Source organism: Pseudoalteromonas rhizosphaerae (assembly GCF_902498845.1).
GTDB classification, from domain to species: domain Bacteria; phylum Pseudomonadota; class Gammaproteobacteria; order Enterobacterales; family Alteromonadaceae; genus Pseudoalteromonas; species Pseudoalteromonas rhizosphaerae.
The window spans coordinates 32,281-56,384 of sequence record NZ_CABVLM010000007.1; the positions used below are offsets into that span (position 1 = coordinate 32,281).

Consider the following 24,104-nt stretch of genomic DNA (forward strand, 5'->3'; position numbering starts at 1 on the left):
TCACTTCCTATACCCATACCATTGTTCGTACCCTTGTACGAATGACGATTTAAGGCGTGTTATTAATTTTTATGAAATACGTTTAAGAATTTGTTCAGCTGTATATTCATTAGTAATTAACGAATTAATCAGCTTACCTTTCAAAGCGCTTAGTAAAGCAGTCACTTTCTCCGGGCCAGCAGCAATACCAAAAACAGGTTTATCTGTATTAATTTGTAGTGGCGCACTCAATAAGCACTGAGTGAGCTCGTTACTAATAAGTTTACCGTTTTCGTCATAAAGCCAACTTACAACCTCACCTGCCACGCCAGTATCTTGAAATGATTGCAGTTGTTCAGGTTCAATAAAACCATCCATCAATAACGGTGAGTTTTTTGTCATATGACCTATTCCCACGAAAGTCGCATCGGCATTCGCAGCTAGCTGGAAGATATTTTTCACGGGAGCTAAATCGTGTAATAAGTGTTTTTGCGCTTGTGTTTGTGCAAATAAAGGCAGAGGTAACGGGAAATGCTTAGCATTAACACGGTTAGCCATACTCACTACAATATCAAATTTTGAAGCTGAGCCATCTTGCATCATATTGCCCACAATCGAGACTAATTTATGCTGTTCGCAATCCATGTTAGGCAGCTCTTCAATACACGCTTTTAATGAACGCCCTGTTCCAAAGGCAAGTGTTTTAGGCTGTTTTGACTTTAAGTAACGCTCTAATATTTTTGCACCACTTTGTGCAAGGCCGTAAGTAGAGTTAATATCAGTAGGATCACTTGGTGCAATCTCACATTCTAATAAATTAAATGCTGATTTGAGCTGCTCGGCAAGTTCCATACAATGAGTAATTGGGTGATCTAATCTAACTTTTATTAAGCCTTCGCTTACAGCGAGTGCAATCAGTCTTTGCGCAGATTGACGTGATACATCTAATTTTTGCGCTATCTCATCTTGCGTATTTTTTGCCACATAATAAAGCCACGCCGCACGTGCAGCATCTTCTAGTTTTTTTAGTTCGCTGTTTGATTTTTGTTTCATAATAACGACTTACTTTTAAGCTCTGGATGGGAAATAAAAAACGACTGCCAATGATCAAGCAATGCAACTTCAGGGAAGTTTATATGTACATGGTTAACGCCCTGCTCTAAATGCTGACCACCAAAATAGTACATGACTGGCATATTTGCGCTGATTGCAGCTTGAATACCTGCGCTACTATCCTCAATGACTAAACAGTTTTGCGGTAAAACCCCCATCTGATTTGCGGCATGTAGAAATAAATCTGGCGCTGGTTTACCTAAAGTAACTTCTTCACTGGTAAATATATTTGCAAATAATGAGTCAAATTTAACTGCATGTAATGCTTTTTGCGTTCTTTGTAAACTGCTACTAGTTGCAATACAAAATGGCACATTTAAGTTTAACAATATGTTCTTAATACCTGCCGTTGGCTGTAAGTGCTCTGCAAACATAGTAATCAGCGTGTGCCTGTAATCGCTCTCAAACTGATGTGGTAAATTAACCTCAAAAGCGGTTGCTATTTTCTCGCTAACTGATTTAAAGCTACAACCTAAAAAATGATGCTGAACATAGTGCATGTCTATATTGATATTAAAATCTCTCAACATGTCTATTAACACTCTGGCACTTAGTACCTCGCTATCAATCACAACACCGTCACAATCAAATATAACTAGCTCTATCTTGTTGGCCATTTGCCACCTTTTTGTGCAATTAAACCCATCACTCACCAATTTTGGGCATTAGCCCACAGATCGAGCATATTCTCTTCTATATAGATAAATGTCAATAAAAAGTGAATATGTAATGCACCAGAATGAATATCATCGGTGAAAAAAAGGAAGAAAACCTGTAGTTTCGAATGAGTTAGCGTCAAGCATAAGACTTAAGTCTAAGAGTGATTAAAAGGGCATTACAAGCACCCACTCCATACACTGGGTTCAGCTAAAAGGCTGAATGGCGCAAGTTTATAAATAGATAAAACCAAAGCAATAAAAGCCCTGCAGGGGATAGCAGAGCTTTGTAGATAATTAAGATTTATCTAGCTTATTCGAATGTAACCGTCACAATGTTCGAACATACATTTTCAGTAACACATAGTTGGTAGTCATATACAGGTAATGTGGCATTACGAGCAAAGTCACGATAGCGACCTGTGTCTGCGGTTGTACCAAGCAACTCGCCATTTCTATATACATTGAGTGCTTGCTCGCCAACTTGTGGCCAACTTAACTCTACACGCATAGTATTAAGGCGTGTTTTATTGGCACGTACCAAACTCAACTCTATCTCAACATCACTCACAACCACTGTTTGCATTGATGTACCAGTATTGCCTTCACTATCAGTAACCGTAAGGGTTACTTCATAATTGCCTGCTTGCGCATAAGCATGAACTGGATTTGCATCTGTTGAAGTTGCACCATCACCAAAGTCCCAGCTCCATTGTGTAATATCGTTATTTGCATCGCTGCTTGAATCCGTAAACGAGACTGTTAAAGCTTGTGCATCATAGTCAAAACCAGCTTGTGGTGGCTGCGGGGTTACCTCACCAATTGCACTAAATGTAAGTGACCAATTATTCAGTGTGCCAGTATCTGCCGCATAGGTATCTTCAACATGTAATACCCAATCACCCGTTGCCACTTCGCCATTAAAATCAGCTAAAGAGTAGCTTTGTACTATATCCTCTGCGCTACCGCCTGACTGACTATGCAATGTAGAACTTGTTCCTCTAGGCGAGGTTAACGTAACGATTAAATCACCAATGTAAGTATGTGAAATATCAATACTCGCTTGAGTTGCAAAAACAGTCAGTGGATCATTTACGGTGATCACAGAATCAACACCGTCAACATTGTTATCGGGGATTGCAACTGCGGTATCATTCGTATAGGTAAAATCATTTAAGCCAACAGGATCAACTAATAAGCTTACTGACTTCTGCTTAGCCAACTCGCCAGAAGATGCATTTACGCTAAAGTCATAGCGCCCCCATTGTGTTGACTCTTGAGTTGGCACACTAAGTATCACCACATCACCAGGCGTTGCAGTGTTTGCTGATAAACTAGCACCAGCTAGATCGCCAATTAATTCAAGATCTACAACCCCTTGCCACTGGGCAATTGAGCCAATTTCAAATGTATATGTTGCCGTTTCACCGGCAGTGATCTGCTGAGCTGTTGGTGTAACAGATAGCTTAAAGCTTGGTGTAGGGTCTGCCTGCTCAAGAGCTTGATTAGCGTTTAAGCGTTTGCCCGATACGGTCTTCCCTGCCAGTTGTGCATTATCATCGCCACTATCCATAAGCAGCTGTTTAAGCTCACTTGTTGATAAGTCAGGATTGAGTGATAGTACCAAAGCAGCGACACCCGCAACATGCGGTGTGGCCATTGATGTACCAGAGTAAGTTGCATAACCATTACCCGGTACGGTTGATAAAATAGCACTCCCTGGAGCACCTAAATCAACACTGGTTAAACCCCATTGTGAAAAGTCTGACATATTATCGTTACGATCAGTGCTGGCCACTGACAACACGCTTTCATGCTCATAATTGGATGGATAATGTGGATTTTGGTCATTATCAACGGCGTCATTACCTGCAGCGGCAACAAATAAAATGTCAGCTTGTTCGCTGGCGGTTATCGCATCAGCAAGCGCTTGGCTAAAGCCACCACCGCCCCAACTATTATTTAGTACGCGAACATTTACACCCGCATTTTTCAGACTCACCATATAGTCAATACACTTAATAGCGTCGGATGTAGAGCCACTGCCTGATGCATCTAAAAACTTACAACCAACAATCGCCGCTTCATGATTAACACCCACAACACCGTTATTGTTATTACCGGCTGCGCCGATTGTCCCTGATACATGCGTACCGTGACCTTGGTCATCCATTGGGTCGCCAACATTTGTAATGGCATTAATACCATGCACGTCATCAATGTAGCCATTACCATCATTATCGATGCCATCGCCTGCGATTTCATTCGGGTTTATCCACATATTTGCCGTTAAATCACTATGACTGTGATCTACACCAGTATCGATAACGCCCACAACGACATCTTTGCCACCTGTTGTAATTGACCATGCTTCGAGTGCATCTATATCCGCATCGGCCGTCCCACCAGATTGGCCTTCATTGTGTAACCCCCACAACTTTGAAAAATCAGGGTCATTGGGAGCCGTAGCAATACTCACGCGATAATCTGGCTCAACATATTCAACCGCTGCATGTGTTTGCAGTAATTTAATTGCTTGCTTGGTGCTCATGCCAGTTACTTCAAACTTAGCTAGACGACCAGATAAAATCGACGAATAGTTGTCATCAACACCATCTTTATTTAAATCACTTACTTTAGCTTTTACTAAACTGCGAGCTTGACTACGCATTGCCACAGAAGTGCCTTTTTTATACATAACGAGCAATGAGTCTTGAGAAGCTCGTGCTGAAGGCTCTGCAGCAATGGTTGTTACTTGTGCTGCAGCTAAACATGGCAAAATAGCCAAGCTTAAAATAGATAATTTAGTTTTCATATTTTGTATCCATAGTTAGAAATATTAACTTAGCTTTGTTACTAAGTTTCGCTAACTTCACTACTTTTGAAATATCACTGGCAAGCACCATAAATGACAGAGAAAACCTAAACCAGACAAGAAAAATTCAATAAATTACTAAAAAACCAGTCTTTAACACTGTTTTTAACGGTCAATTTATTAACAACACAATCGTTTTTATGAGTAATTAGCGCTCAGTAGATGCCTTACTCGCCTCATCTTTTATTACCAGATTATTCAACACTCCAAGCTGATTACGGCGCTAAAACAAGTAAGCAATTGAAAATAAAGCAGATTAAAAATCATAAAAAGAGATGATTTCGAATATTACGTTTACACAATAAAGTTAACCGTCAATTGGTAGCAGTGCGTAAGTAAAAAAGCATTAATTGCATAAAACACAACACTGCATATCAATATAATTCTTCACTCACTTTTGTATGAGTGAGCTTTTTGCTCTTGATATCACAAAACTTAAATCGGCAAGGCATGCCGAACAAACTATGCAGAACATTAAGGTATCCACAACCCATTAATGACTGCTCTAATAATTATAAGTTAAGGAAAAATCATGAAGTTAAATAAATCTTTATTGACATGTGCAATCGCAGTTGCATTAAGTTCAAGCTTTGTTGCACACGCAAATATCGACGATAAAAACCAATCAACCTCTGTATTAGCAAGTCAAGTGTCAACTACTGCGGTAGGCAATGTCCTCACTATTGAACAAACATCATTGCAAGGTATGGGTAACGATGTAATGGTCACGCAACAAGGTGATGGCCTTGAAGCAAACGTAACAAGTTTAGGCGATAACAACAGCATTAATGTTGATCAAAAACAAATTCAAAACTTGTCTTTAACGTACGCAACAGGCGATAACAACACCCTAAGTCACAGCCAAGATGGTGAAGTTAATGGCGCTCTATCAGACATAACAGGCGATGATAACTCAGTCAATGTTGCGCAGTTTGGCACGGGCTTTTTTGGTATTAATAACGAAGCGATTAACGTAGTTCAAGGTGATGCTAACGACATTGCAGTTACTCAGCAAGATGGCGGCCATTGGTTTTATAATTTGGATTTGCAAGGTAATAGCAACAAAATTAGCGCATCTCAAGCAGGCCTTTTAAATGAAGCAACGCTCGCAACTATTAGTGGTGACGAAAACACCATTGAAGTTACTCAAAACGGCTTGTTTAACGCTTTTACACTTACTGAACTCGTTGGTAATACGAATGAAGTAGTAATAGCACAAGAAGGTAATTTCAACGGCGTTACGGTTACTTCTGTTCGCGGCGATGAAAACAGCTTAGAAATCGAACAAGCGGGTGATTCAAATACTGCGACTTTTGCAAGTGTTGAAGGAAACGAAAACACCCTATCAATCGACCAAGAAGGTAATACCAATACCTTCACATCTGAGTTATTTGCCGGTAATGACAATCAAGTTTCGGTTGATCAACAACAAGATAATAATCAAGTTGGGGCTGATGTATTAGGTGATAACAATGAACTCACTGTTATGCAAAATGGCTCAATGAACGAGACCTACTTGGGCACAATTGGCGCTGACAATGAATTCTCAAGCGTTCAAATTGGTAACGAAAACAGCGCTCACATCGCTAATTTTAATGGTCAAGGCAACGACGTTGATTTAGCTCAAGCCGGTGACATGAATACCGCTTTAATTCAATCTTCGTACCCTGACACATCGCTTACTTCAAACGATAATGACATTAACATCAGTCAATTAGGCAGCACAAATGAAGCAACATTAACCTTTGCAAGTGTGCTAAATAGTAATAACAATAGCGTTGATTTTAGCCAAAGTGGCGACCTGAATGCGATTGATTTAGTTATGGAAGGCAGCAACCATTCTATTGATATTTCGCAGCAAGGCGATATGAATATGGTAGCAGGTATCGATACGGGTGCATTTATCGTTGGTGGTGACAACATCAACTTCACAGTCACACAAGTAGGCAATGGCAACTTAGTTGAAGGTGCTATTACCGCTTCTAACACTTCAGTCGTGATCACCCAAGTGGGCGATTACAACACAGCAACTGTGAGCCAAGAATAAGGATATTGGGGGGCACGTCCCCCCATATTAAACATGACATTAGTTAGAACGCTTATTACCGCGCTAAGCCTGCTTTTTTTAACTACCTTTAGCCACTTATCTCAAGGCGCTGACGAATTAGAAATAGATGGCCTAGTGCTCGATCGCAGCATTAGTCGCTTTGGTCACCAGTTTTATTTTGAATTTTCAAACCTTTGGCGCGACCTACCCTCAACCGCTGGTTTTAATATAGAAATAAAAGAGACCGTACTTCCTCGGGCTGGCACAAAACTGACCTTAGTAATGAATAATCAAATTGTATATGTAACCTATTTAGGGCGTCGCTTGGAGCCTATTGATGAGCGTGTAGAACACGCTTTATACAGTGTTATGGATGCGATGGCGCGCTCTAATTTACATAAAGCTTCGCCCGATATGGCAAAAAATGGATGGTAAAATGGCCCCCTACTCAAGAAAATATATAACAACAATTATAATGATATTACTCCCCTTATCTGTATCTGCAACAGAGCTTGTGTATACCCCCATTAATCCAAGTTTCGGAGGTAGTCCACTCAATGCCAGTATGCTATTAAATAAAGCGCAAGCGCAAAATAAACATAAAGCACCAATAATTGAACAAAGCTACGCTGAGAAATTTCAAGATTCTCTAGAACGTACCTACTTAAACCGCATGGTAAGAGAGATCACTGATATTGCCTTTGGTGAAGATATAGATGAAAGTATTTTTAACCAAGATTCAATTTTTTTAAGTGGTGATTACGAAATTCAAGTGATCACCAGTACCGTAGATTCAATTACAGTGCGAATAACCAACACCACTGACAACAGTGTCGTGGTCATTGAAGTACCGAGGTTTAGCTAAATGAAAGCGCTATTTATTGCAGTACTTACCCTGGCATTATCCGCATGCAGTAGCATGGGCAATTTGATCCCACCTTCGCAACAGTTGGCCGCAAGTTTAACCCCCACTGAAACCTTTAAAGCACTTCAACAGTTACCAACACCTGCTGGCAGTATCGCCGTATCGGTATATTCTTTTCGTGATCAAACGGGGCAATATAAACCGCAAGGCAATGTTAGTTCATTTTCAACCGCCGTCACTCAAGGGGCTAATTCCATCTTAATACAAGCGCTGCACGAATCTGATTGGTTTATTCCGGTTGAACGTGAAGGTTTGCAAAATATTCTGACTGAAAGAAAAATTATTCGTGCCGCCCAAGCCGAACAGCCAAATGCTGTTGAATTACCACCACTGACCACCGCTAAAATCATTTTAGAAGGCGGTATAATTAGCTACGACACCAATGTAAAAACCGGTGGTTTTGGCATGGAATATTTTGGCATCGGCGCGTCAGAACTCTACCGCGAAGATGCAATCTCGATTTATTTACGTGCCGTAGACGTGCGTACTGGGCAAGTATTATTGTCCGTAGCCACCAGCAAAAAAGTGCTCAGCCAAGAGATGCGCGCAGGGTTCTTCCGTTATGTTAGTTATAAACGTTTAGCCGAAGCCGAAGCGGGTTTTAGTGATAACGAACCGATGAGCATTTGCGTAACCCAAGCAATTGAAAAAGCCCTCAGTGATCTAGTCATCAAAGGCATAGATAAAGGCATATGGGCAACAAAGCGTAGTTAATTAAACACTTAACATGATTGCTTTGGTAAATAGTTAATTCATTTACTAAGGCCACATGCTAATCTCTAAAATTAATCTTGCTTGAAAAGGAAGCTGTATGTCATCAGTCCAAATTGCCCGATATATCATTAGTTTTTGCTGGTTATACCACGGCATATTTCCAAAACTTGTGCATATTGCCCCGCTTGAAAAACTAATAACTGCAAGCCTTGGCTTTTCAGAATCGATGTCTTATTTAGTCACTAAATCGGCGGGGGTCGGCGAGGTCGCCTTCGCTATACTGCTATTTATATATTATCAATCTAAAATAATCATTGTTTTAAATATCATTGCATTAGTTGGGTTACTATTCTTTGTTGCTGCGCTACAACCACAACTTTTAGTTGAAGCATTTAACCCCGTGACTACAAACTTGCCAATTATTGGCCTAAGCTTAGTGCTATTAAATAGCCTAAAAGCTCAGCCCAATAACTAAGTTGGGAAAATAATCCCAATGGTAATTACCGATTGAGTGCTATATAAAACAAAGGTTATACGTGCTCTGAGAGCTGTTTGGCTAAAGCTGCAAACTCACTGTCGTCGGCTCTTTCACAATCGTGAGATGATAAATTTCAAAAACATACCTGTTCGCCCCACTCCCTTAGCGCAGAGTCAAAAATGCCAAGGCACCTTGTCTTCCCAAACAGAATGATAAAGGTGCCTTACCTGAAACAATATTACAAAATATGCAGTTACTAATGGTCCAACCTACTGATTATAATTGGGCGTATATTATGTTTGATTTGTCAGTCATGCAACGGTAACCGTACCGCCATATAGCGCTGTGCCCAATTAGATAGCTCAATACGATTTCGTGAATTGGTTTTTTTAAATGCGCTATAAAGGTGTGTTTTTACGGTGTGATCACTGATATTTAACCGCTCTGCGATACTATGATTATTCGCCCCTTGTGCGAGTAAATGGATCACTGACTTTTCACGTTTGGTTAGATTTGATAGTGCTTCATGTTCACTATCAACATCGTAGTTAGAATGTGGCTCAAAACGACTTACCATGGCGAGCATTTCATTAAATGTAGAAGAAATAACCTTGCGACTGAACCAAAGTTCATCATTAATGATCCGCATTAATCCGGTAAATACGTCTTCAGGAAGATCATTGTTATAAAAAACTCCCTTAAAGTTATTAAGTAATAAGTTTTTTTCACAAATAGCGTCAGAATGCGCATTAAACACAATTACAGGTTTCACTTTGGCTAAGGCTAATAAGTCTGCTGGTATTAAATTTTGCCAATTGCAGCCGCTGCTATCAATTAAGAAAAGATCAAACTCATTACGGTTGTCATTATGGGGGAGACTGTCGTCCATTTTTACTTTACTAAAAAATGCATCTAGCGTTTTAATTAAGTATGGATAACACTGTGAACGAACTGGCATTTTAAATACGGTTTTGATAAATACAGAGGTTGGTTGAATCATTGCATCTCGTCCTTGAAACATTTCGTTCACAATACCTAAAACAACTCCAATGTTCAACCTATTTCACTCAAATCTATTGATTTATAAAGAGAATAAAAATTTTAGACGTCTAGATACTTGACTACCAAGTAGTTTAAAAGTCAACCCTTTTAACTATAAAATCTATTTAAATCAACCCTTTGTTACTAACTTGTTGCTTTATTAAATGATAAAATCGAGAAGTAACTCCATTGGTCCAACCAAAGCCTTGCTGCACTTTGTACTCGCCACCTCCAGCTCTATTTTCAGGCTCATAAACATTGTATTTTTCGAGTAGACAGTGGTCGGTTTTAAAACTGTTTTCTATCATCTGTAACCAATTGCTCATTATGATGTTTGCATCTGCAACAAAGCCATACTGGTGAAATCCGTGTACAGCAAACCACTGCAGTGGTGCCCAACCATTAGGGCTATCCCATTGCTGGGAAGTCTCATTGAGGGTTGTTACTAATCCGGCTGGTTTTAAAAAGTCACTCATAAGCTTATTTTTACTAAGCCAGCGACTACTAAAATCCCAACCAGACTCACACGCGGATCTAATATTTCTATAGTAACTAGCTCGTTAGTGCTCAGGGAGTGATGAGGCATACTGTAAATTTCACGCAGTGATTCTGCTGGCCACAGTGATCCTTTGCTTAGCTGGAAGCTTCGTTGATATGAATGTAAAAATGCTACATTACTAATTCTGTTAATTGCGCTCTTGTGAGTAATTTAACGCGAAAGTAAGAGCCACATGCCAACGGCCCTACAACAAGCCGTTTCAGTATCTGTTTATTAAATGTCGGTAGCCAAGGAGTAGATATTTACTTTATTTGCTTCAAATTGGGTGGTAATGTAAATGAAATGTGACCATCTGCAGTGCACCATCGTTTTCACGGTGTTGATAATGATGAAAATGTTCAACAAAAAGATTTAGACTTTAACGCATTGTTTTAAACTATTTCTAAAGGCGCTGCAGGTAATTGGAACACCGTATCAAATGATTTTAACAGCGATATAATTTTATCTTTGCTGTTGATTTGATGAGTACAAGTTTATGCATTGTTTATAATGAAGCGAAAAAACACCACATTGAGTTGCAAAATGACAACCATAACTGACGAGTTTTATAATAAATTAAATAAAGTGGCAAAAAAATAGAATACATCAAGCCAAATTTCACACTAAAAAAATAACTATTAACTATCGAGGGAATGATGAGAAAACACCTAATTGTTTATTCTGTAATATTGATGCTGTGCGCGTGTGGTGGTAGTTCAACTCCTGCATCAGAAGCCGCCATCCCTATTGAAAATGACGCTACTAGTGAGCCAATAAAATCAACAGATAATTTAGCAATTCCCAATAACAGAGAATCGGGTAATTATAATATTCTAATTCTAGGTAATAGTCATGTAGCCGGTATTGAATCTTTACTAACAGAAATATTTTCTCATGATGACGCCAATAAAACGGTAAGTATTGACACTCGCACTGGGATATTTCTCGACACGATCGTTAATAGCGAAAGCATTATTGAAACTATGCAAAATAAACAATGGACCCATGTTATTTTACAAGGACAAAAGTACTCTCAAAGCCAGTCTGTACTGTATCCTGTCGATGCCACTATAACTTGGATACAGCGAGCAAAGGAGATAGGTGCCACACCAATTCTTTTCCCTGAACACCCATTGGCAGGAGAGCCTCAAGACGCAGTTTACGTACACGGTATTCATGCAAATATTGCCAAAAAGCAACATAGTTGTGTGGCCCCTGTAGGGTTAGCATGGAATCAAGCATTAGAAATATCGCCTGAGTTAACCATTCATCAGGCTGACGGGAATCATGCAACAATATTAGGTAAGTTACTTTCCTCATTGGTGTTGTATGAAACCATAACCGGCAAGTCAGCCGATTTATTAACGTTTTCTGATACCTTACCAGGGGATGCAACAACGCAGGCATTATTTGGCCAAGTTGCATCACAAGCGATTATTAACAATACCCCCTGTAATTTTTAAAATCATAGGATTATTCATACTTTTATACTACATCAAAGTATAAATATAGCTGACCGTAACCTTGTATATACTCATGAAAGCTTATATTGCACGCTAAACAGATAGCAGAAACATCGCCAAATATATCTTTGCCTAATTGGCTGGTAACAATCACTCTTAGTTCTTTTGTAAAGGTCTATTAGCAAGGGAATTGACAGATAATGACACCATCTTCAATGCTAATAACAAAGATGGGGGTTATATTGCCTATGATTTATCAAAAAAATGAAGTTTTAGATGTCTAAATGCATAACGACTAACAATTTTAAAGCCAATCCTTGGCTATTACGTTATTTTATTAAATGATAAAATCGAGAAGTAACTCCATTGGTCCAACCAAAGCCTTGCTGCACTTTGTACTCGCCACCTCCAGCTCTATTTTCAGGCTCATAAACATTGTATTTTTCGAGTAGACAGTGGTCGGTTTTAAAACTGTTTTCTATCATCTGTAACCAATTGCTCATTATGATGTTTGCATCTACAACAAAGCCATACTGGTGAAATCCGTGTACAGCAAACCACTGCAGTGGTGCCCAGCCATTAGGGCTATCCCATTGCTGGGAAGTCTCATTGAGGGTTGTTACTAATCCGCCTGGTTTTAAAAAGTCACTCATAAGCTTATTTTTAACCAACACCGCCTGCTCCTCGCTGGCACAATTGACAAATAATGGGACGGTGGCGGCAAGCGAAAGCACTGTAGATTGTTGCTGGCTTTGATAATTAAAATCAACAAAAAACCCCATATCAGTACTGAATAAATACTGATTAATTGCCGCACGTCTTTGAGCTGCTTGTTGCTCAAAATACTGTTGCTTATTTGTATTGTTTAATACCGCAAAATAATGACCCAGCTGTTTTTCAAGGTAATAAAGTAAACTATTGAGGTCCACAGGAATGATATCCGTGGTTTGAATACTGGTAAGCTTATTATTACCCAGCCAGCGACTACTAAAATCCCAACCAGACTCGCACGCAGCTCTAATATTTCTATAGTAATTAGCTCTTTGCTGTTCAGGAAGTAATGAGGCATCATGTAAATCTTCACGCAGTGATTCTGGCCGTGGTGTTGCTTGATCATCCCAATAACGGTTAAGTAATGCACCATTTGCCATTTTTACTACACGCTTATGGCTTGATATTTGCTGATTCAGTAGCTCTGCCCCTTGCATCCAAAATGTATATTCTTGCTCAAGGGCAACAACGCAATCAGTTAACCATGCAAAGTCACTATTTTTACAGTATTTTGCTTGCCAAATTAAATCAACCATCAGCGCTAGAATAGGAGGCTGCGAGCGAGAACTATAATAACTGCGGTTGCCATTGGGAATACAACCATTACGATTTTGCAGATCAATAAAATTAGCAAGCATGGCTTCGATACTGTCTATATCGCCAATATCTTGCAAACCTAACGCAGTAAAATAACTATCCCAATAATATATTTCTTGAAAGCGCCCACCCGGTACTATGTAGCTGTGTTTAAGTGGTAATAAAGAGCTGGCTTTAGCTGTGTCTGCATTGCGATGCAAATACGGCCATAAATTGGCAATATAGCTTTGCACACTATCGCTGTTGCTTTGCTGAGTTGGGAGCTGTGTTGATTCAAACGTAAAATGCTGTGCTACAAATTCTGTTAACTGTGGTGTAGTAAGTGGTTTAACGCGTAAGTAAAGGTCGCATGCTAACTGCCAACTATCATTAGCAATCGCATCAGCAAAAGTTTTACTGTCACTAAATATAGCCGCCAGTTGCACATCTAAAAATAATTGGCTATTTACAAAGTTCATATCGTTCCTTTTTCTGGCACTGCGCCTAAGTTTACTGTCATTTTTTTAAATAAAGTTACACTGATCAACAACAAGCTAATTGGGATCAAGGTAAGATAAAAGGCATGTTGGCCACTAAATTTATCAAAGATGAAGCCGGTAATTACTGAACCAGTGGTGCCACCTAATGCTGAAAAAACCACGATAAGTCCGGTCATAGCTGCCTGCTGGTGAGCGGCTAACGCACTGAGCATCACAGAGTTAAGTAATGGGTAAAGAGGAGCCATAAAAAAGCCAATGAGCGGCAGCATGTATGCTGCAAAAGGCACATCAAATACACTCGTTACTTGGCTGCCATCAATTTCATGAGTCAGCGGCAAAACCAGTAGCACCAGCACGCCCATAGCAACCAAGCAACTTAACAACAAACTATACCAGCCAATAACGCGTAATATCTGCCCCGCCACTAGTCTACCTAGCGCCAGTGCTGCGGCAAACACACTGGCCAGTTGAATACTAATATCAACTGGCAGCTTAAGTACTTGATTATTAAAAGTAGGTAACCAAGTCCCTACCCCTTGCTCAATCAACACATATAAAAATGCACTGATAATAAATATAACCACTAGAGGTTTATAAGTGAGTGTTAGCATGTCAATAAAAGCAGCTAATTGACTGGTACGTAATGTTGCTTTTTGAGGTGCTTTTATTGGCGCTATAAGCACTGTAATAAAAGCCATACCCGCTAACAAAGCCAGCAAATAATACACGTTCAACCATGCTGTATTTTGCGCATTACTACTATCAATAAACCATGAGAACACCCAATAGCCAGATAACACCCCAAGCATAAAAATACCTTCAATGGTGTTAAGCAATGCTGAGTGCTGATTGGCGTTATCAGTGACTTGGCCAATAACCGAGTAAACGGATACTTTCATAATCGCAAAACTGCAACCGATCACAGCAAACAATACTTTGAACGCATAAAACTGTGCAATTGAGGGCATTAACAAGCACATTAAGGCAACCAACCCCAACGCTACAAGCATGGCCAGTTTATAGCCAAGTCGTGGAATAAATGATGCAACAATAAAAGAAACTATTGCTATGGTAAGGTCTTTATAGCCTTCTAAAACAGAAGCTTGCGTTTTTGTTATGTCAAAACTATTGATGGCTTGTAAAATTACGGTGCCAACACTATTGAGTAAAATAGCGAACACGAAATAGCTACACGCCAACGCTATGGTTATTCTTATTGGGTTCATGCACGTTAACCTGATGTTGATTTCTTTTAGCATAGTGTAGCGCAAAATAAAATGCAAACGTTTGCATTTTAAATTTCAAAATTGAGTTAACTCACCCTACAGATTATCCTTTGCTAGATTGACGATTAATTAATTCTATTTCAACAACTTGCGATTCAGCTGACTGGCCTTGTAACTGCGCTAATAATTTTTCAACCAGTAATACTGAGGCTCGCTGAGTGTTTTGTTTAATGCTCGAAAGTGATGGGTGACTCACATCTGCCATGGCAATATCATCAAAACCAACTAACGCAACATCGTTAGGAATACTGATATAGCGCTCTTTTAACGCTTTCATAGCGCCTAGTGCCACCATATCGCTGCACGCCATAATGCCGTCGAAACATAAACCTTTCGCGACTAGTAATTGGTTGATCCCGTGGTATGCTGCGCTACTAGTAATATCGATAGACACTACGTGTGCTATAGCGTTAGCCGTATTTAGAGCCGCTAAATAGCCACGGTAACGTTCGCCAATTTCAGCATGTCCTGGGTCTCCCAAAAATACAATATTTTTAGCGCCACCTGCTAATAAGTGTTCAGTAGCAAGACGACCCCCAACAAAGTTATCACTGCCTACAATGGGATAATTACTGGGAGTTTTTGGGTCACCCCAAACAACTAAGGGCACGCCTGCATTAGCGGCGGCTTCAATGTTTGCCGGATCTTTGCCTTGCCCAACCACAATAATGCCATCAGCCCGACGGCTATTGATAAAGTAATTAGCCCAGTCATCACCGGCCATAAATGAGTTTGAGAGTAGAAGTTCTAGCCCTTGTTTATTCAACGCGAGGTTTATCTCTCCGACTACCTTAAGCAAAAAAGGGTCGTTAATTGATTGCTCAGTGCCACTGTCGAAATTTATGATCACTGCTACAACATTGGTTTTTTGTGAGCGAAGGCGGCTCGCAGCCGTATTTAAACTGAAGTTATGTTGCTTTGCTAACTGCTTTAATTTATCTCTAGTTTCTTTTTTTATCAATGGGTTATCATTTAACGCACGAGAAACAGTCGAGGTTGATACTCCAGCAAGCTTGGCTAGATCCGCTAACTTTAGTTGTTTGTTATTCATTGCTAAGTACGAAGCCTTCCTTAAATCGTGAAGTTGCAATATACCATCATTATTAAAATTAGGCTGCGCCAAGGCCTAAATTTAGTCATAAACATAACCGTGTATAAAAATAATACAGAAAGTTAAAAAAATAATTGCAAACGTTTGCATAAAGTTCTAAGGTTTAAAAGAACACAGCATTAACATTTCATTAAATTAGTTAGTGCTTTGTTATTTATAGTTTTTTAAATAACGAACAAAAAATGGGAATACCAACATGACAACAACACACACACCAAGCAAACTTGCTTGCGCTATTATTTTAGCGCTATCCAGTCAAACCGTGCTTGCAGATCAACCAGCAACAAGCGCGCAAACAACCACAGATAAAAAAGTTGAACGCATTGTGGTTTCTGGCACACCTGCAGGTATGGGCGTTCGTAAAATTGATGCCAGCTATGCTGTGACAAATATTGATGCTGAGCAAATAATTAAACTATCACCAAAAAGTACTGCGGACTTATTTAAAGCAGTTCCCGGTGTGTGGGTAGAAAGCTCGGGTGGTGAATCTGGCGCTAATGTATTTGTTCGCGGTTTTCCTGGTGGTGGTGATGCACCATTTTTAACCCTAAGCCTTGAAGGTTCTCCTATTTACCCAGCACCAACATTATCGTTTTTAGAAAACTCATCATTATTTAGAATCGACGAAACCATTGAAACCATGGAAGCATTACGTGGTGGTCCAAACCCAGTGGTTTCTAACGGCCAACCGGGCTTAACAACCAACTTTAGATTAAAGCGTGGCAGCGAAGATACTCAAGGCTTATTTAAATACACCACCTCTGATTACGATTTGCAACGTGTTGATGCTGTTTTAAGTGGCGAAATCAGCGACGACCTATATTTTATGGTAGGCGGCTATGTAAAAAGCTCACCAGGTATTCGTGATGCAGGCTTTACCTCTGAGAAAGGCAGCCAGTTTACGGTTAATATCACCAAAGAACTCGATAACGGTGAAATGAATTTCTACACTCGCCAAACAGACGATCATGGCGCATGGTACTTACCAACACCACTCAATGTTAATGGCATTGATGCTGAATATACCCAGCTTGGCACACTAAACCGCCAAGCGACCATTTATACCGGGCCAAATAATGACGCGCACCAAGTTGATATTGGCGATGGCCGCGGTTGGAATGGCCATGTATCTGGCGGTAGTATTAAACTTGAATTTGACAATGGCTGGAGTTTTTCAGACCGCTTTAATATCACCAAAGGCGATGCTAATACACTTGGTTTAGTGCCCGCAGGCTCCGCAACAACACTAGGTGAAGTGGCTGATAATGGTCAGTCTGCAACAGGCGCCGCGACAGGCACAACTTATGACAGTGATACACCCGTACAACAAGTGGGTCGTTGGGTGGTACTCAAAGAAATTAGTTCATTTACTAATGATTTAGCATTTTCAAAGCAATTTGAAGACCTCTCTGTTGCTGTCGGCTATTACACTGCAAGCACCTCTGCCAACGACTGGTGGAGCTTAGGCAATACGGCCTATCATGTTCTTGAAGCGGGTGGTGAAATGCTCAATGATATTACTTGTAATGAAAGCGCCGAAGGCTGTGACTTTAACTACGACATTAATTCATCAGGTGATGCACGCACTAATGCTTTTTATACCACGGCACAGTACAAGCTAAGCCAAGATCTCACTCTTGACGGTGGACTACGTTATGAAAGCCATGATGTACAGTACAGTGTTGATGAAGGCCTTGACGGTATTATCAATAAAACCGTTGATTACGATGAGAGTAAAACCTCATGGACAACCGGTTTAAACTATTCAATTAATGATGACATGGGCGTATTTGCTCGCGTTAACCGTGGTTATAAAATGCCATACTTCGATGATTTTAGAGATAACTACGTCGCATACCACCAAGACGGCGAGAAACTCATTAAAGAAGTCACTCAAGCTGAACTTGGCTATAAACTGATCACTCAAAGCACTGACTTTTTTGCCACTTTATTTACCAACGAAGTCAAAGGCGATACCTTTGTAAGTCGCCCAGACGTGCCCGCTGAAATCTTAACCAACGAAGCGTATGGTGTTGAACTTGATTACAACTTTAATCATGAATCTGGCTTTTCTGTTAATTTAAATACTACATTACAACAAACAGAAATCACGAAAAGTCCAAAAAATAAAGGCAAAGAAGCACAGCGCCAACCTAAATGGCAAGTACGTGTAACACCAAGCTATGACTTTGAAGTAGACGGCATGTACGCCACACTCTATGGTACTTTGTCAGCAGTGGATGACCGCTTTGGTAATAATGAAAACACCGTGACACTTGATGGCTACGAAAAAGTTGACTTAGGTTTTATCCTTGAGCCAATGGAAGGGATCAAACTGCAATTAGCAATTGATAACTTAACCAACGAGCAAGGTATTACCGAAGGCGACCCACGTAATGCTGACGCCCCCAATGGCCGTTACATTATGCCTCGTACAACACGCTTAAGCGTAAGCTACGAATTCTAACCCTCATCTCTCTGGATCAATACCCAAAGCCGTGGTGGTTAATACACTGCGGCTTTTTTAAATCACGTTTTGAACAAAAAGCTGCTCTTGCGACTCGCTCTCTTGGCGCTTTAAATAACTAAATATTATTAAAAAAGTCATAGCAATGCTTGCCGCAATAAGCGAGCCTAGCGTGGCAAAACGAAAACTAAACCACTGTGCAATTAAACCGGTACTGGCAGTGCCAAGCATGACCCCTACTTTAATGGCATTGCCATAAAAAGCAGAGGTAAAACCAATTCGTGATGGTAGCTGCTCTTGTAAAATAGTCAGGCCGATACCCGCAAAGATCCCATAAAAAATAGCATTTACACCTTGCAGTACAAAGAATTGCCATACTTGATCGGCAAAAAATACGCCAATATAGAACAAAATAGCGCAACTAAAAGCAAAACCTAACAAGCCTGTTTTAGTGATGCGTTTACTGAGCTTTGCGCTATACAACATCACAGGGATCTCGATTAATGCCACCATGCCCATAAATATTCCAGGTATATTATTAGCAAAGCCCAGTTCATTTATTGTATAAAGCGGTAAGGCACTGGCGTACATAATATTGCCAATTGAACCAAAGGTTATAGCAGCCCCTAAGGCCCAAAATGATTGATTGATCGGCTGATTTGGCTCAGCTTTCTTAGCTCTGTCGTTAGCATTAACACTGGGCAAAAACTTCATTGCAAAAATTAATGCCAACAACGCAAACGTAGCTGCGGTATAAAATGAGCGACTAAAGGCAACTCCTGATGCAAGTAAATAGCCAAGCGGCGGGCCTGCGACCCATGCAAATGAAATTGCCGCTCTAAGGCGAGTATTAAACTGGGTGATATCAATATGATCTTGCTCATCAGCCCACTGGCGAGCAATAGTCATAGCTTGCGGTATCGCGGCATTGCCCATTGAAAGCAAGAGTACTCCGGCAGCAAATACCTGCCAAAAAGACGTTGCGTTAGCGAATATGATTAACGCCATCCCCATGCCAGAGACCGCAATCATAAACATCTTTTTAGCGCTCACGCCCTTATCGGCCAATCCACCTAAACATTGGCTAAAGAGAATGCCCATCAAAGTGACACCTGTAGTGTACACACCCAAATATATAGGTGGACTTTGTAAGCCTTCAACAATAAACAAACTCATTAGTGGATTAACAAATGCGCCTATTAAGCCCGTTAATAAGCTTAACAAGATAAATACCACACCATATTGTTTGAATATCGACTTCAAAAAACACCATACAGACACTAAAAATAAGCCGAGTATTATACGTGGCTTTAAGTAATATTAAAATACAAAGCGGGTTGTTTAATAATCACGACTATTTAAACTACGCACATTTTACCAGCTACTAAACAAAGCATAAAAATCAAGCCACGGTTTGCAAATTGTGGCGTTTAGTTCACTTAAACGTCTAAAAACAGCGAATTGATAAATGCAATATGCTGCTCCTCAACCTGTTGTTTCAATGCCCTAATAAAATCCATTGCTGTCGCAGGCCGGTTTGGATAAGCATACTCTTGCCATACTGACTTAAGTGCATTAGTTATCGCTTTATCGCCTACTTTAGACCTTAGTTTTGCAAACACAATGGTGGCTTTTGAGTATTGATCATAATTTTTTGTTGAATCAATCAACGCCATTTTAGCGGTAATATCCATGCGCGATGCCTGCTCATAACGCTTTGTTTCATAATCAACTAATGCGTTCATAGCGGTTTTACCGTAGCGTTTTTCTAACACGACTAATTCGATATATTTAGCCATCGACTCCATTAAAAAGGCACTATCTGCAGGCACACTATTACCTATATCATGGCCAAACCACTGATGCGCGGTTTCATGCACTGCACGGCGATAACGCTGATCAAAGCCAGCACCAACGCTTGGACGAGCCCTAAACCCAACTTTATCCTCAATTAATATAATTTGTGGTAAAGCATACCCAGTGCCACCAAATGGGGGAGCTGCAATTAAGCTTAATTGCTTGGCTTTATACGCAACAATATTATTTTTAAACCAATCAAGTGTGTCGCTCATCGCTTGTAAATTAACGGCGGTTGCATCTGCACGTTCAAGCACATCTTGGTTTTTTACGAATACTTGTAAAGTAACACCATCATGCTTTTTAGTTTCAGCAGTAAAAGGCACTGACAGCCAAGCTGGTAAGTTATTAATTGCAGACACTGTTTTAAACTTAAATATTTCACGACCCTGTTCACGTTGATGCGTAATTTGCTTGCCCTGTGTCACAACTTGATACCCCGCTGCCGTTGATACTGTGCTCGACATCGTTATACGCTCATAGTGCGCTGGTCTATTTTGCCCTTTAGTAACTAACGCTGAAGCTAAAGGCCGACCCTTTTGATGCAAATCATATTGAGCTCGTAAGCTTGTATCTGTTAACTCATAGTTGATTTGATAGCCAATAGTTGGCAACGCAGGAACCGAACGAATATAACTAAATTCAGGCGTAATTATTTGATGTCCACCAGCAGGCCACAATTTCGCTTGATGCACTTCAAATTGTGTTGTTAATTGTCGTGTTTCATGTGGTTTTATTGCAACGTCAAACTCATACACAGCCTGATTTAAGTCAGGATAAAAAGCAATTTGTGTCGCACCTGCAATCTTCACCTTCGCCCACTTATAAAACCCAGCTCTGCCGACTAAAATTTGCTTAATGGCCATTGGATGAGAGTTTTTTAAGGTGTAAGCCAGATCAAACTTTGCTAACTGTTGATGCGGGTAAAAATCAATTTTTGCATCAATATGACTAACCTGAGGTTGCAACTTATGCTGCCAGCCTGCAAAGGTTTTTTCATAATCCGCTTTAAAGGCCTCACGTTTATGTGAATTGGTAAGGGGCTTTTCATCAACTAAACGTAGGTGTAATTGCACAAATAAACCAACACAGAGCAACACAGGCATTATTAGCCATGCATCTTTTCGTACAACCGCACGCCTATCAAGTCCCGTACCACGGTGACTAAATACACACGTTAGCAATATAAAACTTACACAGGCAAACAACCACACCTGTATATAAGGCCAATAACTGCTAATACTGGCCCGATAATCCCAAAATTCACTCGGTGGCTGCAATGGCGTCCAAGCTAGGCTCCAAAATGTGTGTGTGAATCCTAAATAAGTCATAACTGGTGTAAATTTTAGCAACAGCATCACAAAAATAACGCCTCCTGCAACCAGTGTTGAGCGACAAATATTAAATACACACACCGTTACCCAGCCAATTAGCATCAGGGGCAGTGCCGTTAAACACAGAACATATACATGATCGTACGTGTCATATTGGCTATGAATAAACCATTGTGACAAAGAAGCACCAACAAAGCTCATCGTTGAAAAAATAATAACCAGGGTAGCCAATACCAATAATTGACTATATAAAATAGTGGCCGTTTTGATCGGCGTAGCAGCAATTAGCTCAGCCATGTTAAAGCGCCGTGCATAGCAACTGATTTGCCAGCTCCAAAGCACCATCAATAAACATCCACACAATATTTGCATATCAAAAGCATAGTGACTAATTGCATCGATACTGGTTGCATTTATTACACTTAGCGGCTCAGCATAAGCAGAAGAAGAGGCTACATTATTAAACACCATGGCTGGCCAAGCTAATAAAATTAACAGTGTTATTGGATGCTTTAAAACATTGAAAAGCGCTACTTTATAGCATGCGATAAATATCGGCAGTTCATGGTTTTTTGCAGCCACAGGTTGGTACGAAGCACTTGCTACTATAACGGGTTGTAGCTTGCTCACTGCATTTTTTACCCGCTTATTGAACGAGTTAAACACATTACTCGCAGCCGCCGTACTAAAGTAGATAGCGGTTGTGAGTAACAGTATCAGCACCCGATTAATGGCTATAACCCAGCCCTGAGGCTCAACAAAGCTACCTATAATTGCAGTGTATGCGAAAGGATCTAACCATATAAATAGTTGATAGCTAGTTTCACTGATAATACTACTTCCCGCCAATATGGGATTACCCGTGACACTTGCAAGCAGTAAGTAGCCAATCCATAAAACTGCAAATACAACATAGTTCACCAGAGGGCTGCTGAATTTTTGACAAAACCAGAATGCAATTACACCAAGCAAACAACTATTAGGAAGCAGCACAAAAAGACTATTAACAGCCAGTTGATTAATGATTTGCCAGTCAAACCCTTTGCTGTGTACTTGCATAACCATCATTACTAGCATACTGATAAGCACAATCACAAACACACACAACACCAACGTTCCCACACGTAGCAATGCGCTTTGTTTAAACGTGATAGGTGTCACTGCCACCAGCTCTTGCATATTGTGTATTTGATCACGTAAAAAAAATGTCGGTGCAAGCGCACCTGTAAGTAAAGCTAGTTGTATCATTTGCAGTGCAACTAGATGTAATTTAAATTGATTTATAGCGTCGCTGCCTTCGACGGCTAAACCTGATGACAATGTAAACGCAAATAAAGGGGCAGTTACAAAGCAAAGCCAAAGCAAAGGCTGGCGAAGTACATAACGTAGTTCGTTGATCAGTAGCATGTGTTACTACCTCGCAATTTCAACTCATAAAAATAGCTATCTTGCAGTGTCACTTCGCCAGGTATTGCACGCTCAGCGGGAGCCGTTGTGGCATAAACTCGAAATGAAGGCTTGCCGTATCGATAACTTTGGCTTAATACAAAGCTCTCTTGCGGTAACACACTAGGAAGGCTCTCCAGTAGCCATACACAACCATGCAATGGCTTAATGAGTGCTGCCACTTCACCACTTTGAATTAACCGACCTTGGTTGATCATCGCGACAAAATGACACTGATTTTCTATGTCTTCTACTATGTGGGTAGATAACAACACCAAGCGCTGTTTACTAATCGTCATCAATAAATTATTGAGACTTTCGCGCTCAGCAGGGTCAAGCCCTGCGGTTGGTTCATCTAGAATAATCAGCTTAGGGGAGCCTAGCAACGCTTGAGCAATACCAAAGCGTTGTTTCATCCCACCAGAAAAGTGGCTCACCTTTTTGCTTGCAAACGAAGATAAATTTAATAGCGCCAAAAGCTCGCTTATTTGCTGCTGTCGGTCTTTTCTATCAAGGCCCTTTAAAATTGCGATATGCTCTAGCAAAGCAATACAACTCATATTTGGATAAACACCAAACTGTTGCGGTAAATAGCCAAGCTGCTTGCGCATCTCATCAGGGTGTTGCAACACATCTAAACCATCAAAGTTCACCTGACCAGTATCAACGCTTTGCAAACACGCAAGCGTGCGCATTAAGCTTGATTTACCCGCCCCATTTGGCCCAAGTAATCCCACCATACCGGTTGGTAAAGTAATAGATATATCACTTAATGCTTGGGTACCATCTGCATATTTTTTATTAATATTTGTAAGTGTTAGCATCGTTATGTTCCTTAATTGATTAATAATCACATTAAGAAACCACCGCACAATAAGCTACATAGCAATGATCAACGCATTGAATTAAAGGATGAAAGCAAGTATT

Annotated in this window: 17 protein-coding genes and 1 pseudogene; 7 read left to right on the top strand and 11 right to left on the bottom strand. The window is 40.3% G+C overall.

The window, feature by feature from the left end:
• Positions 1–69: 69 nt before the first annotated feature.
• The 3 genes from PSR9079_RS12050 to PSR9079_RS12060 all read right to left on the bottom strand — a co-directional run bounded on the left by PSR9079_RS12050 (position 70) and on the right by PSR9079_RS12060 (position 4,563).
• Positions 70–1,032 (bottom strand): sugar-binding transcriptional regulator, encoded by a 963-nt coding sequence (locus tag PSR9079_RS12050; protein WP_149981817.1) that lies wholly within the window; start codon positions 1,030–1,032, stop codon positions 70–72.
• Positions 1,029–1,709, bottom strand: a complete 681-nt coding sequence (locus PSR9079_RS12055; protein WP_149981818.1) for an HAD family hydrolase — start codon at positions 1,707–1,709, stop codon at positions 1,029–1,031. The genes PSR9079_RS12050 and PSR9079_RS12055 overlap by 4 nt, the downstream gene beginning before the upstream one ends.
• A 352-nt stretch (positions 1,710–2,061) precedes the next feature.
• Positions 2,062–4,563, bottom strand: a complete 2,502-nt coding sequence (locus PSR9079_RS12060; protein ID WP_149981819.1) for a S8 family serine peptidase — start codon at positions 4,561–4,563, stop codon at positions 2,062–2,064.
• A gap of 592 nt (positions 4,564–5,155) precedes the next feature.
• Between PSR9079_RS12060 and PSR9079_RS12065 the strand changes: the two genes are divergently transcribed.
• From PSR9079_RS12065 to PSR9079_RS12085, 5 genes are all read left to right on the top strand, one after another.
• Positions 5,156–6,670, top strand: coding sequence for a curlin (locus PSR9079_RS12065; protein ID WP_149981820.1), 1,515 nt, complete (start codon positions 5,156–5,158; stop codon positions 6,668–6,670).
• 33 nt (positions 6,671–6,703) lie between these two features.
• Positions 6,704–7,105 (top strand): curli production assembly/transport protein CsgE, encoded by a 402-nt coding sequence (locus PSR9079_RS12070; protein WP_145234525.1) that lies wholly within the window; start codon positions 6,704–6,706, stop codon positions 7,103–7,105.
• Entirely contained in the window at positions 7,095–7,535 is a 441-nt protein-coding gene (locus PSR9079_RS12075; RefSeq protein WP_149981821.1) for a curli assembly protein CsgF, read from the top strand. Before PSR9079_RS12070 ends, PSR9079_RS12075 begins: the two co-directional genes overlap by 11 nt.
• On the top strand, positions 7,536–8,309 hold the full coding sequence (locus tag PSR9079_RS12080; RefSeq protein ID WP_145234530.1) for a CsgG/HfaB family protein: 774 nt from the start codon (positions 7,536–7,538) through the stop codon (positions 8,307–8,309). It begins immediately after the preceding gene.
• 97 nt (positions 8,310–8,406) lie between these two features.
• A complete protein-coding gene (locus tag PSR9079_RS12085) occupies positions 8,407–8,784 on the top strand; it encodes a DoxX-like family protein (protein WP_149981822.1) in 378 nt (125 codons plus the stop codon).
• A gap of 310 nt (positions 8,785–9,094) precedes the next feature.
• On the opposite strand, the gene PSR9079_RS12090 is transcribed toward PSR9079_RS12085, so the two are convergent.
• The gene (locus tag PSR9079_RS12090; protein WP_149981823.1) at positions 9,095–9,787 is read right to left on the bottom strand and encodes a response regulator transcription factor; all 693 of its coding nucleotides are present in this window, start codon (positions 9,785–9,787) and stop codon (positions 9,095–9,097) included.
• A gap of 166 nt (positions 9,788–9,953) precedes the next feature.
• A pseudogene (locus PSR9079_RS12095) lies at positions 9,954–10,388 on the bottom strand (trehalase family glycosidase); the annotation flags it as partial.
• Positions 10,389–11,019: 631 nt separating this feature from the next.
• Here PSR9079_RS12095 and PSR9079_RS12100 point away from each other — a divergent pair.
• A complete protein-coding gene (locus tag PSR9079_RS12100) occupies positions 11,020–11,829 on the top strand; it encodes a hypothetical protein (protein WP_149981825.1) in 810 nt (269 codons plus the stop codon).
• 329 nt (positions 11,830–12,158) lie between these two features.
• On the opposite strand, the gene PSR9079_RS12105 is transcribed toward PSR9079_RS12100, so the two are convergent.
• The 3 genes from PSR9079_RS12105 to PSR9079_RS12115 all read right to left on the bottom strand — a co-directional run bounded on the left by PSR9079_RS12105 (position 12,159) and on the right by PSR9079_RS12115 (position 16,013).
• Positions 12,159–13,655, bottom strand: a complete 1,497-nt coding sequence (locus tag PSR9079_RS12105) for a trehalase family glycosidase (protein WP_149981826.1) — start codon at positions 13,653–13,655, stop codon at positions 12,159–12,161.
• Positions 13,652–14,902 carry an MFS transporter gene (locus PSR9079_RS12110; protein WP_149981827.1) on the bottom strand — a complete coding sequence of 417 codons (1,251 nt, stop codon included), beginning with the start codon at positions 14,900–14,902 and terminating at the stop codon, positions 13,652–13,654. Before PSR9079_RS12110 ends, PSR9079_RS12105 begins: the two co-directional genes overlap by 4 nt.
• A gap of 103 nt (positions 14,903–15,005) precedes the next feature.
• Positions 15,006–16,013, bottom strand: coding sequence for a LacI family DNA-binding transcriptional regulator (locus PSR9079_RS12115; protein ID WP_149981828.1), 1,008 nt, complete (start codon positions 16,011–16,013; stop codon positions 15,006–15,008).
• A gap of 256 nt (positions 16,014–16,269) precedes the next feature.
• Between PSR9079_RS12115 and PSR9079_RS12120 the strand changes: the two genes are divergently transcribed.
• Positions 16,270–18,540 (top strand): TonB-dependent receptor, encoded by a 2,271-nt coding sequence (locus PSR9079_RS12120; RefSeq protein WP_149981829.1) that lies wholly within the window; start codon positions 16,270–16,272, stop codon positions 18,538–18,540.
• 57 nt (positions 18,541–18,597) lie between these two features.
• On the opposite strand, the gene PSR9079_RS12125 is transcribed toward PSR9079_RS12120, so the two are convergent.
• The 3 genes from PSR9079_RS12125 to PSR9079_RS12135 form a co-directional block, all read right to left on the bottom strand.
• A complete protein-coding gene (locus tag PSR9079_RS12125) occupies positions 18,598–19,803 on the bottom strand; it encodes a sugar efflux transporter (protein ID WP_246175549.1) in 1,206 nt (401 codons plus the stop codon).
• Between the two features lie 176 nt (positions 19,804–19,979).
• The gene (locus tag PSR9079_RS12130) at positions 19,980–23,138 is read right to left on the bottom strand and encodes a M1 family aminopeptidase (protein ID WP_149981830.1); all 3,159 of its coding nucleotides are present in this window, start codon (positions 23,136–23,138) and stop codon (positions 19,980–19,982) included.
• Complete coding sequence (locus PSR9079_RS12135) at positions 23,129–24,001, bottom strand: ABC transporter ATP-binding protein (protein WP_149981831.1); 873 nt, start codon at positions 23,999–24,001, stop codon at positions 23,129–23,131. Before PSR9079_RS12135 ends, PSR9079_RS12130 begins: the two co-directional genes overlap by 10 nt.
• Positions 24,002–24,104 lie beyond the last annotated feature (103 nt).

Coding starts and splice junctions, on each gene's coding strand:
- PSR9079_RS12100 (WP_149981825.1), top strand. CDS start 11,020: ATGATGAGAAAACACCTAATTGTTTATTCTGTAATATTGATGCTGTGC.
- PSR9079_RS12080 (WP_145234530.1), top strand. CDS start 7,536: ATGAAAGCGCTATTTATTGCAGTACTTACCCTGGCATTATCCGCATGC.
- PSR9079_RS12055 (WP_149981818.1), bottom strand. CDS start 1,709: ATGGCCAACAAGATAGAGCTAGTTATATTTGATTGTGACGGTGTTGTG.
- PSR9079_RS12085 (WP_149981822.1), top strand. CDS start 8,407: ATGTCATCAGTCCAAATTGCCCGATATATCATTAGTTTTTGCTGGTTA.
- PSR9079_RS12070 (WP_145234525.1), top strand. CDS start 6,704: ATGACATTAGTTAGAACGCTTATTACCGCGCTAAGCCTGCTTTTTTTA.
- PSR9079_RS12130 (WP_149981830.1), bottom strand. CDS start 23,138: ATGCTACTGATCAACGAACTACGTTATGTACTTCGCCAGCCTTTGCTT.
- PSR9079_RS12120 (WP_149981829.1), top strand. CDS start 16,270: ATGACAACAACACACACACCAAGCAAACTTGCTTGCGCTATTATTTTA.
- PSR9079_RS12090 (WP_149981823.1), bottom strand. CDS start 9,787: ATGATTCAACCAACCTCTGTATTTATCAAAACCGTATTTAAAATGCCA.
- PSR9079_RS12110 (WP_149981827.1), bottom strand. CDS start 14,902: ATGAACCCAATAAGAATAACCATAGCGTTGGCGTGTAGCTATTTCGTG.
- PSR9079_RS12105 (WP_149981826.1), bottom strand. CDS start 13,655: ATGAACTTTGTAAATAGCCAATTATTTTTAGATGTGCAACTGGCGGCT.
- PSR9079_RS12075 (WP_149981821.1), top strand. CDS start 7,095: ATGGATGGTAAAATGGCCCCCTACTCAAGAAAATATATAACAACAATT.
- PSR9079_RS12050 (WP_149981817.1), bottom strand. CDS start 1,032: ATGAAACAAAAATCAAACAGCGAACTAAAAAAACTAGAAGATGCTGCA.
- PSR9079_RS12135 (WP_149981831.1), bottom strand. CDS start 24,001: ATGCTAACACTTACAAATATTAATAAAAAATATGCAGATGGTACCCAA.
- PSR9079_RS12115 (WP_149981828.1), bottom strand. CDS start 16,013: ATGAATAACAAACAACTAAAGTTAGCGGATCTAGCCAAGCTTGCTGGA.
- PSR9079_RS12065 (WP_149981820.1), top strand. CDS start 5,156: ATGAAGTTAAATAAATCTTTATTGACATGTGCAATCGCAGTTGCATTA.
- PSR9079_RS12060 (WP_149981819.1), bottom strand. CDS start 4,563: ATGAAAACTAAATTATCTATTTTAAGCTTGGCTATTTTGCCATGTTTA.